An 11,873-nucleotide genomic window follows, 5' to 3' on the forward strand; every position below is an offset into this window, starting at 1 on the left:
AAATGAATGCTTCCCAGATGAGTCCTTAGTGTTTCATGAAGGGCCGCTCCTGGCCGTCAGCGGCAAGCAGAGTCACTGCGGACTCGAAATAAACTGTATGAATCGCTTCCCGCGCCCGGCTGTACGAGATTCCATCATCCCACCTCCCGTCATCGTCATGTGCAAGAACTGTCCTTGACCCATCAAACCATCAGCTTGTAAATCACGCACAATTTGGTCGTAGACTTCACGCTGACCATGTAATTCCGGAATGCAGTGCTCAAGGACCGTGGAAACCCCTCCCATGCTCCAACCTGGGTTTTGAATTTCATGTTGACGCATCCACAGTTCCGGATTATCTAGGACAGCTAATACTCTTAAGTGCCACGGCGCGAGCTGGTCAATTAGCCGAAGGAACGTTAACTGCTCATCCTCCTCCGGCGCACTGGATAGAGCTGCATTCAAAACTGCATTACGAAGAGCATCTAGCTTGGTCTTCTGGTGATTACGAAGGGCAACCTGCGACGCTTGCATGACCACGGTCACAAAAACTTCATTCGATGCTAATTTTTCAGGGGTCAGGTTTTCTACACGCTGTTCAACCTCGGTAAGGACCTCAGCGAGCTGCTCTAGCCAGGCTTGTTTGCGCTTCTCCAGAGGAGATGTGAACAAATTTTCAAACGCGACTTGAAGCGGTCCGCCTGCAGCCGGCACGAGAGAAACAATGGCTCTTCCGACCTCTCGTGCTACATCGCCTTTACTTTTAGCTATAGGGGGCTTTTCCATATTTTATTTCTCTGACAAATAGTTAAAGGTTCTGGCGGGCTGCATTTGGCCGAATGCGACCTATTCTTCTTCTGGTAAAACGCCTCCGCGAATGGCTCGATTTTTCATTTCGATAACCCAAGGATTCGTAGAGTCAATAAGACATTCTTTTATTGGCCAGCCTGGTGCAGTTTCTATCAAGTGCATGAGCGACGAGGCGAGCCCAAAACATCCATCATCGCCAAAAAGGCCCAGTAGTGCAACCGCCTCTTCGTCGGTGATTGGCCTTTTGATTGCACGATACTCGACCTCGTATTTGCGAAGTTTGTCGACGTCGCCATTGTCTTCACTCGGCAGCTTACCCAAATCGACTAAACTTCGAATTTCCGGTCGCATATCAATCCTTTGTCAAACGCCACAGGCTGCTTCTGGCCGAATCCGGCCGACGGAGTTCAGGATATCAGCTTGCTTATCTGAAAAATTCACGAATTCTCACGCCGAGATGAAACCGCCCCGTTGCGGACCTTCGAAACTCACTCAACAATCGGCAATCCGGAATTACTTCATCTCGGAGCATCCTGTAAAGACTATCTCAAATCAAAATAAGGACAGTGCCCCAACGCAGGGTCGTATGATAGGACTAAATAGCTACCTGATACATCCGAGGACTTGCTAAAAGTATGACCCTTCAAATAGTTTTCAACGGTTTGCTTAGTAAGCTCTGGTTCATCGGTAAAAATGACAATCACGTAGCCGCCGGGATACGGCGAGCCCTTCAATTTTGAAAATCGCTTTGCTTTTCTTTCGAGCAAAGAGCCTACTAGGTCGATGAATTTCTTCCGGTCCCATGTAGCCCAGTCATGTACTCTTCCTGCTTTATATGCTTGTATTGCAGCACCATCGACAAGCTCCGTGAGCTCGAACGCTACACGTTCACCTAAAAGCGAAAGAGCCTCAAGGTCAGGAGGGTCATTGCCTCTTCCTCTGAGTTTGAGGTCGTGAAAAAAGAGCTTTCCATCAAGCTGAAGGCTCTCTGCTAAAGCCTTCGCTGCACCCAGTTCCTCTTGGTCCCTGTCGATGGACCAGCCAAAGAAGCTAGCGTAGCCACGACTTTCTAGCCGAGCTTTTCGCATAAGCTGAACAATTTCTAGTTCATCTTCGGGCGTCATCTATTCATTCTCACTTATCAGGCTGCTTTTGGCCGGATACTGCCGTGACTTCTTAGCGTCCCAAAATCCAACCGTGTCATTCAAAGCGAATCTAGCAGGCCGGCATGGAAGCCGACGGCCGGGCACAGCAGTACGATTTTCTGGTCCCCAATCGCATTTTTTTCGGCAAACACATGTGCTTTAATCCAAATCGTGAACTTGTCATATGAAAATCGAATGCAACTATAGTGTTCCGTCTCCAAGCGCACATATTCGTCATTCCGGTGTACCTGTTTTTCCGCATGGAAAACCGTGGTTACTATACCAACGCGATAATTTCTAGTGGCTTTTAGCATTTTCGCATCTTGCAGGTCCCCTGGAGAAAACCGAAAGTATTCGCCACGCTCAACTTCAAGAGCAGTTTTTATTTTGTCGTTCGTAAAATCGTAGGGGTGACTATGAAAGTCGCCAAGATATTCAAGTTCAGGTTTAAAACGAACAATTAACGCCTGCTTTAGTTCGAAGGCCCCGTCTTTGGGCTGAACAAACCCTGTACCTCGGTCGGCCGATGTTGAGACATCGGCAATGGAGATGTGAAGAATGCGCTCACCACGTTTTGAATATGTTTCGTAGCCCCATAGATTTCCATGGGTTTCGACCGGCACATGTGGGACTGCTGGCGTATTAGTATGTGAGATTTCGAACGCCTCAAGAGCGGCAGAGACGATAGTAAGGAACGCGGTTTCCGATAACGAGACCACATGCAGTTGTTTGGTCATAATGACTATTTTAGAGTGAACAGAAGTTAATACAATTAATAGTGCAAGTAATTGACACTAGCGAAAAAATAGCCGAGTGCGGTGTTCCACTACGAGAAATCGAATGTTTTTTGAACGCAGCCGAAGGTCCGCTGTTGCCCGATTGCTGACCGTCGAAAATGGGAACTACAGGAGCCACACTCACCTGCATATACGAGGTGGAACCAATTGAATTACATAGCCACTCCCTCAAGCTTCCGGGATGAAAACCGTTCAGACCTCATCTTTGCCCTACGCATATGTTATATTTCGCGTGCATTCAACCGTTTTCACCACTCATCCCCCTGGAGACAATATGACGTCGTACGTAGAGTATGTTGAACAAATTGCTAAATTGCAAGCACTCGCAGAAGCAGCCCGCAAAGATGAAATCAATGGCGCGATTCAGAAAATTAGGGAGTTGATGCAGCTGCACGGAGTGACCGCAGAGGACCTCGCCGCCGGAAGTCGTGCGAAGCAGGCAAAAGCCAAGGGCACGGTCGCAGCGCAATTCAAGAATCCTGAAACGGGGGATACCTGGACTGGCCGTGGCCGTGCACCACGCTGGCTTGATGGCAAGGACAAGGAACAATTTCGCATTGCGAACTAATTCAACTATTTTCTCATAAGTGGATGCGGTCGCAATCGCATCCAAAGGAATTGTCGAGCGTCCACCGTTTGTATGACGGACGCTTGCAGTATGGCAACCAGGATAAACCTCGATTTTGGAACAACCTGAAAGCAGCCTTGCGCACGTCGCGTCAAAAAAATTGTTCACGTATTCGTCGGTAGAATGTGAGCTTGAGTCCCGCTATAGTTTCTCGCGAACCCCGACCGACACGATGGGGCCCAACGACAACTCCAGGACGAATCCCCATGAGAAAACAAGGCACCAAACTATTCGCGGGCAAAAGCAGCGCCGCAACGCCACGCCTGGCGGCAAAAAGCCCGGCTGCTCTCCCGATAGCGGTCCGACAAGCAGCTAAGCCCGTACCTCGACCGACCCCAAAGGCTGTCGAACCAGCACCGCGACGGGCAGCTCCACCGCTTGGAGCTCCCAAACGTTCGACGCCCTGGACAGTCGAGGCCGCAGGCCGCGTCCAGCACACCATCGCTGTGAAAAATGGAGGAAAGGTCGAAAAAGGGCCCTTGGCGGCCCTAGCGATGTCCAAGGCCACCAAGGGTGCCCCACCGCTCAAACATCCAGCGAAATGACCACATATCCCAGCTATGGCTACGCTGCAGTCGAATCGCTGGTACTAGCATTCGTCCAGGCCAGCTATTTGATTCCAAAGGACCACCCCGCGTATACCGACATTCGCCAGCTGGCGGAAGGCAAGCGGCGCTTTTTTGCCTCGCTCGAGCGGGAACGTGACGGGAAGAAATCCAATGCAAAAGACCTACCGGCACTAGCAAACTTGATGAAGGTGGAACTTGCTCGAGAGTGGGCCACATCTGAGATGGCAGAGGAAGTTGCTAGGAGATTAGCAAGGTACATCACCTCCTATCTGCAGGATTTCGTGCGCGCTATTTCTGCGGCCAACATCCTCACCAGCCGGGTTCAAGACGTTCTGCGCCCGACGTTCTTTGCCCAACAAATTGCGGTCGACCTTAGCTGGCTGGAACAAAAATGGGGAATTGGGCTTCTTCCCCGACTTCTTCCGAAAGAGGCTGACCAAGCCCTCGTAAAGCCAATTGCCGTTGCCCTTCGCTGGATTCGCAAGGTCGAGGGTCCGTCGGCTGCCGAGGCGGCCCGTAAAGCCGGCCTGCCACCTGAAGATGTTATCGACAACATGCATCGCTGGGAATCGGGTAGCCAGAAAACACGGAGGGACTCGTTTGCACGAATAAAAGAACTGTACGGCATGAACGAGGCGCCGCGGTATCGGTTCTGGTTCTGGATTGCGCTGGTGCTCGATGCTGCAGGGCCCGCTTTTCGGCAGGAAATTGCGGCATGCCTAGGTCGCGGGTTTGACCTGGACTCGGCCCGCGCTCCCTTCATCCAGCTCTCCAACAGCTGCATCACGGAGACTAGTACACCAGAGGCGTTTCTGGTACTAGACAGACTTCTGTGTCGCCAATCGACAACACGGGCACCTGGCGACCGCGACAAGGCAATAGCCACGCTGGAAGAGTTGCGCCAGTTCGTCGCTGACAGCAACGGCGTTTGCGAATATCAGGTTCACGCCATGGAGGCACGCATTGCAGTATTTTCAGACCAGCCGGAGATGGCAAGGGAGAGCTATCGGCGCGCTGTCGCTCTGTCGCGGTATGCAGAGCCGACTTCAGCAGAACGGATATTGCGTGAATTCGCAGCCTTATGTGCCCACGAGTCATATGCAATACCGTTGAAGAATGCGACGGACACCCAGTGGCTTTTCGGACTGCACCCGGTGCAAATCAGGAGGATGCCGCTCGAGGACGATGAGACGCCGGCCAATGCCACTGATACCAAGCGTTGCTTCGACTATTACCGATACTTCCCCCGGCAGTTGTTTTTCTCGAGAACCGTTCTGCCGCAGGATTCAGCATTTGAGACATGTACAGGTGTTTGACAGTGTCAGGCGGCATACCCACCTGGCCACGGCGCGCACAAATCATGAGGGTCGCGCCGCACTATACTTTTGTCCCTAGACTACAGACCAAACACATGTCTGAACTGACAGAAGAACAAATCGCAATGCGCGAACTGCGCAATGCTTCATACCATGAAGCCGGGCACAAAATTATCTGCAGTCGCTTTGGCGGAGATGGCGACATCCTCATTTGGAAAAACCAAAGTGGCAATCCGGACGAGACGGCTTGGCGCGGACAGTTTCGCATTCGCGTCTGTCCGCAGCAGATGCACGACGCCTGTAAGAGGGCGGGATTTCCTGCGGCCGACCTACCCGAAAACTGGCGGGTATTGTTCGGCATGGCCGGTTTGGTAGCAGAAGAAATGCTGCGTGACGGAGCCAACGATGTTGAGCTTATCGCCGACAGCGTATCGGCCACGATTTTGCTCGGGTTCGCATCGGCGACGGACCTGTTGATGATGGGCATCACAAATATCGATGACTTTGAACTGAGCTGCGATGAAGTCAAGCAGGCCTGGCGCTATCTTAAAGAAGATTGGCCGCTTGTTCAGAAATACGCGGAATACCACATTGCAGAGGCGTTGACGGGATAAGAAATACTCACTGTCGTCTATGGCCTGCCTGCAGCGTAACTTCCAGCAAAGCAGCTCAGGCAACCAGCGCCCCTTCAAGAAGCTGCAGGGCAGCCGCGCCAGCGCCTTCGCCGAGATGCACCAGCCCACCCTGCGGCTATTGCCCGAGCGCGGCTACGAGTACGCCGAACGAAAAGTAGCGAGGGTCAGTGTCGACTACCGCGTCGACGGCCACTACTACTCGGTGCAGTACCGGCATGCGCAAGCCCAGGTCGATGCGCGCACGACGCGCACGGCGGCCGAGCCGCTCCAACGCGGCCAGCGCATCGCCGGCCATGCCCACTGCACCTTCAAGACGCGCGCACGACGGTAGCGACGCATATGCCGGCTATGGCATGCGTCAATACGCGCAAAGCGTATTCACAAATGACGTCCGGCACCCCAGGTGTTTTCAATGAATCCTGCAATTCGCTCAGGAATTCACCGGCGGCTATTAGCGCACGCGTCCGTTCATCCGGCATCGTCATGGTTGACTCCAATAGCACTAACGAAAAGGGCTACGCATTACAGAGACATCAGCATGCGTTGAATCTCGACTTGCACGACCGGGTCACTCAACCCCAACCGGTCCTCTGTTTTGACGAGCCGGTCACGACATTGCGGCGGCCACCCCTCGTCGTCATTGTCAATCGCGAACCACCCCGCGGGCTGCCGCCGCCCGACGTCTTCCCATATCTGCTGGCCCCTCGCCATAAGGGAAAATTCGAGTTTTTGCATTAGCCGATTGTGGAATGTTGCGCCGATAACCCTGGCCTGAAGCGTCGGCGATAGTTTGTTTTTCGCGAATTCAAAACTTTTTGCCCTCACCCACGACGTGCTCAATACGATTTTTACTGCTGGATATGGCGCGAGCAATTCGTCGAGTATGGGCATCCACTGAAAAAGTGTGCGGTCTGGAGTTTTGATATAAATACCACGTTTCGGGCTCCAGTACACAGCGTCGTCATGGACTACGCCGTCAAAATCGAGGTAACAAACTATTGTCATTTCAACCGCCTTGGTGCCTCTGAAAATCACAAATACTGCGGTGACACGCTCGATATTTGACCGTACACACGCTTTTAATCGAAGTCAATGGCAATCGAACTGGAGTTGGCGAATTAGTACTTGTACGCTATACGAACCGTTGTCCGGCACCTATGTTATCAACCGTCTAGTTTGCAACGGCGTACTAAATGGAGCCGCTCGTCCTTATCTCATAGGCGCTCTCAAAGCCAATATCTTATTCAAGACCGCGTCTTGGAGCACGAAATCAAATACCTCGAAGGTGACACTGAAGTCGTCCGACCCCACATACCCGAGCAGTGGCGAACTTTTGAAAGGCAAGCCATCGCGCGTTCGCGAGTCGGTGTCGACAACCTCAATACGCGCCAAAGCTCTTTGTCCCTCATACAGAAACGCCCTCATAGCTTCGCCAGACAAATTTCCAAGGCCGGCTAAAGCGGAGAAATCGTCCAGCGACAGTTCGTGGCATCCAACGTCCTTGTGCGCGCTCGCGTAAGTCAGCGCTGCTTTCATCACCTTCAACCCGGCTGCGGACAATCTACCTATTTCGATGTCAGTTACTACAACTTCTGCCATGGTTAAATCTCCATTAGAACGGGATACGACAGCAACATCTCAGTCCAAAAGCCAAACGTCGGTTCACTAAGCCGCGTCACCGACATCCCATATCAAGCACAACACCTCGGGCGAAGCCTTCATTTAACGTAGCGCGCCACATTGCGAGTTTTTTCGCAACCTCCGCTGGCGGAGTTGTCTTTATGATGTTTTCTTCAGTCGCTTTCCGGTCACGGTTCTCCGCTGCGGCTGCGGCCTGAACGCATTTTCTGACTTTTTGCAGTTCCACACGCGCCGCTTCGATACCGCCGGACAGGTCCGATATTTTGGCAACGTCTCCAAAAATTAGCCGATAACTTCCGGATGAGTCTGGAAGCGCAGCACTTGGTATATAGCTGAGATACTGCTCTACGTTCTTCCCAGGGCTCGCAAGGTCTTCAAAGAATGATTCATTGAAAGAGGTGAGGAAGTTGGGCACTTTTTTGAACTTTGGAGTACTCGTGCGGTCCAGATATTCGCACTGTCGGCTCCTACTACATGCCAGCCAATCTACGAAAATATCGGAGTAAACGCTCGTTCCCCAACCGGCGACATCAGCCGCTAGCATCTCTCCGGACTTCAGGTGAACAGAAATGTTTAACGGGACGTATTTCTTGCCAGTGGATTTCACGACGACTGACTCGATGTCTTTCGAATTCAGTATCCGATTTCCGAATCTTAACGCCAAAATAATTTCCCCTGTCGACCAGACGCGGGTGCGCTCCGCCCCGCCCTGCCTGCTCAACATCGTATAGGCGACATGATTATCAGGATGAACAGAAAGCTGAGATGTATCCGGTGGGTTCGGACCAATTGCACACCCAGGAAGAACAGCAGCAGCACCCACTAAACACAACAAACTCATTAATTTCATCGAACTCTCCGCCTTTTCATGGACCGACCGAATGCACATTACGATTCGGCAAAAAATTTCCCACGGGAAAATTCTACGTATTTCGTAGAGAAATCGCAAGCGTATTCTACGACTATCGTAGAATGAGTAAGAGTCAGTTGAGCAAGTCGGTTTTCGGCATCCGTATGAGGGAGGCACGGTTACGCGCACAAATCCCACAAGACAAGCTTGGTGTGGCAGTAGGCTTGGACGAAAGCACGGCAAGCGCCAGGATAAGCCGCTACGAGACGGGGGTACACGAGCCCCCGTTTGATACTGCGGTGATGATTGCGCGGGTACTGGATGTGCCCGCAGCATATTTTTACTGCGAAAGCGCTGAGCTCGCCAGCTGGGTCTTAGCTTGGCACAAGCTGGATGACGAGACACGAAAGCAGAAACTCAAGCAGTTGGACGCCCCGCGTTAATTCGTGCATTTCGGACGGCGCCAGCGCGGCGGAACCCAGCCCCCCCCAAAGAGTGCACCTCGCGCTATCAGTCATCGCCACACTACAATTTTATTCCCCAGCAGCAATAAGTGTCCTAGTAGGACACTTCATGTCAAACTGCCCCACCCAACCCAATCAACCAAACGTATAAAAGACATCCCTAGAACCGTTACCCGACTGTGTTGTCGCGCCAAACTGTGTTCGGCACAGCGAGCCTTGCACCGAAAAATTTCCACATAGCAACCATTGGGCAGGAAGTTGATATAAAATTCCCGTTCGATAGTTGAAAAGGTAATTTCATGGGTAATCGTAATAATGACGGCGCTTTCTGGTTCGCTGTCATCGCTTTGGTCGCAGTGGTTATCAGTCTGTACTTGTTTGTGAAAAATGTTGGCATGAGTATCGGATTACCGCCCGGCCCTACCGCGTGGCTTCTGGTCGGGGTAACTAGCTTCTTCGGTGGGCTGCTATATGCATGGCTAAGTGGCCGCCGGGTACACGTATGGGTCTGGTGGCTGGCAACAGGCGCATTCCTATTTTTCACGCCTGCCCTGAACTACTGGTCGCTGGACACCGTGAGCAGGATGATGGTTGATTCGGATTGGCACCGAGGCGAATTGGAGCACGCATGGTACGGCTCGAAATGGGCTCAAGCGGGGATGGTGACGGTTTTACTCGGCATCGCGGCGTTTGTTAACCATAACGACAGCGACTGACAAGGTAGAGCGCACCTAGGCTGCGTTTTCCGCGCCAGCCTGCCCTCCATTCCATGTCAAACTTCCCCCATTCCACGACAAACTAAACACCCATTTCAGCGCAAACTGGACGCTGATTCCGCCCCACACTGGACAGTTTGAAGCGGCCTGAGTAAGACCAACGGCAAGGGGGTAACTGTGACAACCCGCCGAATTCTTATCCGGAGGGTTGATGGGTACTCTCAAATGTAGACGTTGCCAATATGAGAAGGTCAACCGCGCGGACAGCATTTACTCCTGGAGGCTGCGTAACGGTCATCCGCGTGGTGGAGGCACTTTGCATCCTTACCTTGCTGAGTATCGAATATCGCCTACTTGCCCCGATAGTGCCCTCGAACGTAGGTCCCGTCGCTCCGTGTATAGCCGTTGACGTGAATGGTCTTGGCCCGCCCAGTTGCCGCGCTGATATCGCCGTAGCAGGAACCATTCTCGGCGCAGCCTGCGAGCGCTGGAGCGACTACCGGCGGAGCAGGCGCGGCAGCGGTTTCCGTCGCACGGTCGTAAGCGGCATGGCTGTCGGCTGACGGTTGTCCAAAAGAGCTGCTCGACGACGTCGCTGTCGGTGCGCGATGTACAACTGCCAGTTTAGGCCTTGGGTTCGACGGTGGCGTATTGGAGGAGACCACGTTCGACGTGCAGCCGCTAAAGCCGTGCGCGCAATTGTAGGCATTGCGACGGACTGCGGATTGCTCGACGGTTGCGTGCTGCTCGGAAGTCAGAAGGCCAACGTTACATCCTGAGTAGCCACCATCGCAGTTCTTGTAGTTTCGCGCCCGTGCAGAGGCCTCTACTTGCGTTAATTGCGGCTGTGTAAGCAGGGCCTGGTTGCAGCCCGTATAACCGCCATCGCAGCTGGTGAGGTTTCTGCGTAGTGCCGATTTCTGAACCTGAGCCTGCTGTGCCTCTGTTAGCAAAGATTGATTGCAGCCCGAGTAGCCCCCATCACAAGCGGCCAGGTTTCTCCGCAAAGCTGATTTAAAAACCTGCTCCTTTTGGACGTCCGCTAGCAGAGCTTGGTCACAGCCGGAGTACCCGCCATCACAGCTAGCGAAGTTTCTCCGTAGCGCTGACTTCCGAACTTGCTCCTTCTGAGCTTCTGTCAGTAGCAAATCCGCGCAACCAGAGTAGCCACCATCGCAATTGACGAAATTTCTTCGTAGGGCAGACCTCTGTACCTGCTCCTGTTGAGCTGTGGTCAACAACGACTGGTTGCAGCCCGTGTAGCCACCGTCGCAGTTCCTGAAATTCTCCTGAAGCCGAATGTCCTGTGCAGATGCTCCCATCGAAATCAGGACCAGAAGCCCCATCAAAAGCCGAACCATGTTCATGTGCATTTCTCTACTGAGGAGTTGCGACGGCGTCCGCTAGAGCGAGCTTCTTGGAGTTATAGTCGTGGACCTAACGGGTTCGCTCACTGCGTATTTCGGTCATCGTGACCGCGCATTCCGGCGCATCGTGACCGATGCGCATGTGGTGGTGTTACGCGGTTAAATTCTAATGCCTGCGGTCACGATAGGTCGATATTTTTCTCCTTTTTAGCGGTTTTAGGTTTTTGCATCCGCAGCGAATCGCCGGTCAGCGTGAAGCGGTGGTTGCGCTGCATGACGCGGTCCAGGATGGCGTCGGCGATGGTCGCGTCACCGATCCACGCGTGCCAATGCTCCACCGGCAATTGGCTGGTGATGATGGTGGCCTTGTTGCCGGCGCGGTCGTCGATGATCTCCAACAGGTCGGAGCGCGTCATGCCGTCGATGCTGCCCATGCCCCAGTCGTCGAGCACGAGCACGTCCGTCTTAGCCAGTTGCAGCAGCCATTTGCCGAAGGCCCCGCTACCGTGCCGGATGCGCAGTTCTTCCTGCAGACGGGGTACACGCTGGTAGATCGCGGAGTAACCACGCCGGCAGGCGTACTGCGCCAGGGCGCAGGCCAGCCACGACTTGCCGGCGCCGGTCGGGCCGGTCACCAGCACGCTGTGGCCGGCGCTGACCCAGTCGCCCAACGCCAGGCTCATGACCTCGCGGCGGTCGATGCCGCGACCGGCGCGGCTGTCGATGTCCTCGATGGCGGCCTGGCCGTACTTGAGGCGGGCGTTCTTGAGCAGGCGCAGCAGCTTGCGGTCGTTGCGGCAATGCAGCTCGCGCTCGACCAGCAGCGCGACCCGTTCCTCGAAGCTCAGCGCGCCCATGCCCGGTTGGGCCAGTTGTTCTTCCAGCCCGGCCGCCAGGCCGTCCAGTTTCAGCGAGCGCAACTGCGCCAGAGTGGTGTGCATCATCATTGTCGTGTC

General features: G+C 53.6%; 15 protein-coding genes. 6 read left to right on the forward strand and 9 right to left on the reverse strand.

What is annotated here, in order from left to right:
* Positions 1 to 72: 72 nt before the first annotated feature.
* The 4 genes from QC826_RS19895 to QC826_RS19910 form a co-directional block, all read right to left on the reverse strand.
* Positions 73 to 765, reverse strand: a complete 693-nt coding sequence (locus QC826_RS19895; protein ID WP_279762112.1) for a hypothetical protein — start codon at positions 763 to 765, stop codon at positions 73 to 75.
* Between the two features lie 60 nt (positions 766 to 825).
* Positions 826 to 1,140 (reverse strand): hypothetical protein, encoded by a 315-nt coding sequence (locus tag QC826_RS19900; protein ID WP_279762113.1) that lies wholly within the window; start codon positions 1,138 to 1,140, stop codon positions 826 to 828.
* Between the two features lie 191 nt (positions 1,141 to 1,331).
* Entirely contained in the window at positions 1,332 to 1,913 is a 582-nt protein-coding gene (locus tag QC826_RS19905) for a hypothetical protein (RefSeq protein ID WP_279762114.1), read from the reverse strand.
* Between the two features lie 80 nt (positions 1,914 to 1,993).
* On the reverse strand, positions 1,994 to 2,671 hold the full coding sequence (locus QC826_RS19910; RefSeq protein ID WP_279762115.1) for a hypothetical protein: 678 nt from the start codon (positions 2,669 to 2,671) through the stop codon (positions 1,994 to 1,996).
* Between the two features lie 334 nt (positions 2,672 to 3,005).
* Here QC826_RS19910 and QC826_RS19915 point away from each other — a divergent pair, with 334 nt between their 5' ends.
* The 4 genes from QC826_RS19915 (at position 3,006) to QC826_RS31725 (ending at position 6,210) form a co-directional block, all read left to right on the forward strand.
* Positions 3,006 to 3,299, forward strand: coding sequence for an H-NS histone family protein (locus tag QC826_RS19915; protein ID WP_279762116.1), 294 nt, complete (start codon positions 3,006 to 3,008; stop codon positions 3,297 to 3,299).
* Between the two features lie 601 nt (positions 3,300 to 3,900).
* Positions 3,901 to 5,244 carry a hypothetical protein gene (locus QC826_RS19920; protein ID WP_279762117.1) on the forward strand — a complete coding sequence of 448 codons (1,344 nt, stop codon included), beginning with the start codon at positions 3,901 to 3,903 and terminating at the stop codon, positions 5,242 to 5,244.
* Between the two features lie 95 nt (positions 5,245 to 5,339).
* Positions 5,340 to 5,858 (forward strand): hypothetical protein, encoded by a 519-nt coding sequence (locus QC826_RS19925; RefSeq protein ID WP_279762118.1) that lies wholly within the window; start codon positions 5,340 to 5,342, stop codon positions 5,856 to 5,858.
* Positions 5,859 to 5,877: 19 nt separating this feature from the next.
* Positions 5,878 to 6,210, forward strand: a complete 333-nt coding sequence (locus QC826_RS31725) for a Mu transposase domain-containing protein (RefSeq protein ID WP_409567673.1) — start codon at positions 5,878 to 5,880, stop codon at positions 6,208 to 6,210.
* On the opposite strand, the gene QC826_RS31730 is transcribed toward QC826_RS31725, so the two are convergent.
* The 4 genes from QC826_RS31730 to QC826_RS19945 all read right to left on the reverse strand — a co-directional run bounded on the left by QC826_RS31730 (position 6,188) and on the right by QC826_RS19945 (position 8,370).
* Positions 6,188 to 6,364, reverse strand: coding sequence for a BPSL0761 family protein (locus tag QC826_RS31730; RefSeq protein ID WP_409567674.1), 177 nt, complete (start codon positions 6,362 to 6,364; stop codon positions 6,188 to 6,190). The two genes, QC826_RS31725 and QC826_RS31730, sit on opposite strands and share 23 nt — an antisense overlap.
* Positions 6,365 to 6,401: 37 nt before the next feature.
* Positions 6,402 to 6,914, reverse strand: coding sequence for an HAD domain-containing protein (locus tag QC826_RS19935; protein WP_279762119.1), 513 nt, complete (start codon positions 6,912 to 6,914; stop codon positions 6,402 to 6,404).
* A gap of 174 nt (positions 6,915 to 7,088) precedes the next feature.
* Entirely contained in the window at positions 7,089 to 7,478 is a 390-nt protein-coding gene (locus tag QC826_RS19940; RefSeq protein ID WP_279762120.1) for a hypothetical protein, read from the reverse strand.
* Positions 7,479 to 7,554: 76 nt separating this feature from the next.
* Positions 7,555 to 8,370, reverse strand: coding sequence for a hypothetical protein (locus QC826_RS19945; RefSeq protein ID WP_279762121.1), 816 nt, complete (start codon positions 8,368 to 8,370; stop codon positions 7,555 to 7,557).
* A 164-nt stretch (positions 8,371 to 8,534) separates the two neighbouring features.
* Here QC826_RS19945 and QC826_RS19950 point away from each other — a divergent pair, with 164 nt between their 5' ends.
* Positions 8,535 to 8,813, forward strand: a complete 279-nt coding sequence (locus tag QC826_RS19950) for a helix-turn-helix transcriptional regulator (RefSeq protein ID WP_313872885.1) — start codon at positions 8,535 to 8,537, stop codon at positions 8,811 to 8,813.
* Positions 8,814 to 9,133: 320 nt separating this feature from the next.
* Positions 9,134 to 9,550, forward strand: a complete 417-nt coding sequence (locus tag QC826_RS19955) for a hypothetical protein (RefSeq protein WP_279762122.1) — start codon at positions 9,134 to 9,136, stop codon at positions 9,548 to 9,550.
* Positions 9,551 to 11,096: 1,546 nt separating this feature from the next.
* Here QC826_RS19955 and istB read toward each other — a convergent pair.
* Positions 11,097 to 11,864 carry an IS21-like element helper ATPase IstB gene (gene istB / locus QC826_RS19960; protein ID WP_279762123.1) on the reverse strand — a complete coding sequence of 256 codons (768 nt, stop codon included), beginning with the start codon at positions 11,862 to 11,864 and terminating at the stop codon, positions 11,097 to 11,099.
* Between the last annotated feature and the right edge of the window lie 9 nt (positions 11,865 to 11,873).

This window comes from Rugamonas sp. DEMB1, from assembly GCF_029834475.1.
Lineage (GTDB): Bacteria > Pseudomonadota > Gammaproteobacteria > Burkholderiales > Burkholderiaceae_D > Rugamonas > Rugamonas rubra.

Bases quoted from the DNA above. Each gene is read 5' to 3' on its own strand.
- QC826_RS19895 (WP_279762112.1), bottom strand. From the start codon at position 765: ATGGAAAAGCCCCCTATAGCTAAAAGTAAAGGCGATGTAGCACGAGAG.
- QC826_RS19900 (WP_279762113.1), bottom strand. From the start codon at position 1,140: ATGCGACCGGAAATTCGAAGTTTAGTCGATTTGGGTAAGCTGCCGAGT.
- QC826_RS19905 (WP_279762114.1), bottom strand. From the start codon at position 1,913: ATGACGCCCGAAGATGAACTAGAAATTGTTCAGCTTATGCGAAAAGCT.
- QC826_RS19910 (WP_279762115.1), bottom strand. From the start codon at position 2,671: ATGACCAAACAACTGCATGTGGTCTCGTTATCGGAAACCGCGTTCCTT.
- QC826_RS19915 (WP_279762116.1), top strand. From the start codon at position 3,006: ATGACGTCGTACGTAGAGTATGTTGAACAAATTGCTAAATTGCAAGCA.
- QC826_RS19920 (WP_279762117.1), top strand. From the start codon at position 3,901: ATGACCACATATCCCAGCTATGGCTACGCTGCAGTCGAATCGCTGGTA.
- QC826_RS19925 (WP_279762118.1), top strand. From the start codon at position 5,340: ATGTCTGAACTGACAGAAGAACAAATCGCAATGCGCGAACTGCGCAAT.
- QC826_RS31725 (WP_409567673.1), top strand. From the start codon at position 5,878: ATGGCCTGCCTGCAGCGTAACTTCCAGCAAAGCAGCTCAGGCAACCAG.
- QC826_RS31730 (WP_409567674.1), bottom strand. From the start codon at position 6,364: ATGACGATGCCGGATGAACGGACGCGTGCGCTAATAGCCGCCGGTGAA.
- QC826_RS19940 (WP_279762120.1), bottom strand. From the start codon at position 7,478: ATGGCAGAAGTTGTAGTAACTGACATCGAAATAGGTAGATTGTCCGCA.
- QC826_RS19945 (WP_279762121.1), bottom strand. From the start codon at position 8,370: ATGAAATTAATGAGTTTGTTGTGTTTAGTGGGTGCTGCTGCTGTTCTT.
- QC826_RS19950 (WP_313872885.1), top strand. From the start codon at position 8,535: ATGAGGGAGGCACGGTTACGCGCACAAATCCCACAAGACAAGCTTGGT.
- QC826_RS19955 (WP_279762122.1), top strand. From the start codon at position 9,134: ATGGGTAATCGTAATAATGACGGCGCTTTCTGGTTCGCTGTCATCGCT.
- istB (WP_279762123.1), bottom strand. From the start codon at position 11,864: ATGATGATGCACACCACTCTGGCGCAGTTGCGCTCGCTGAAACTGGAC.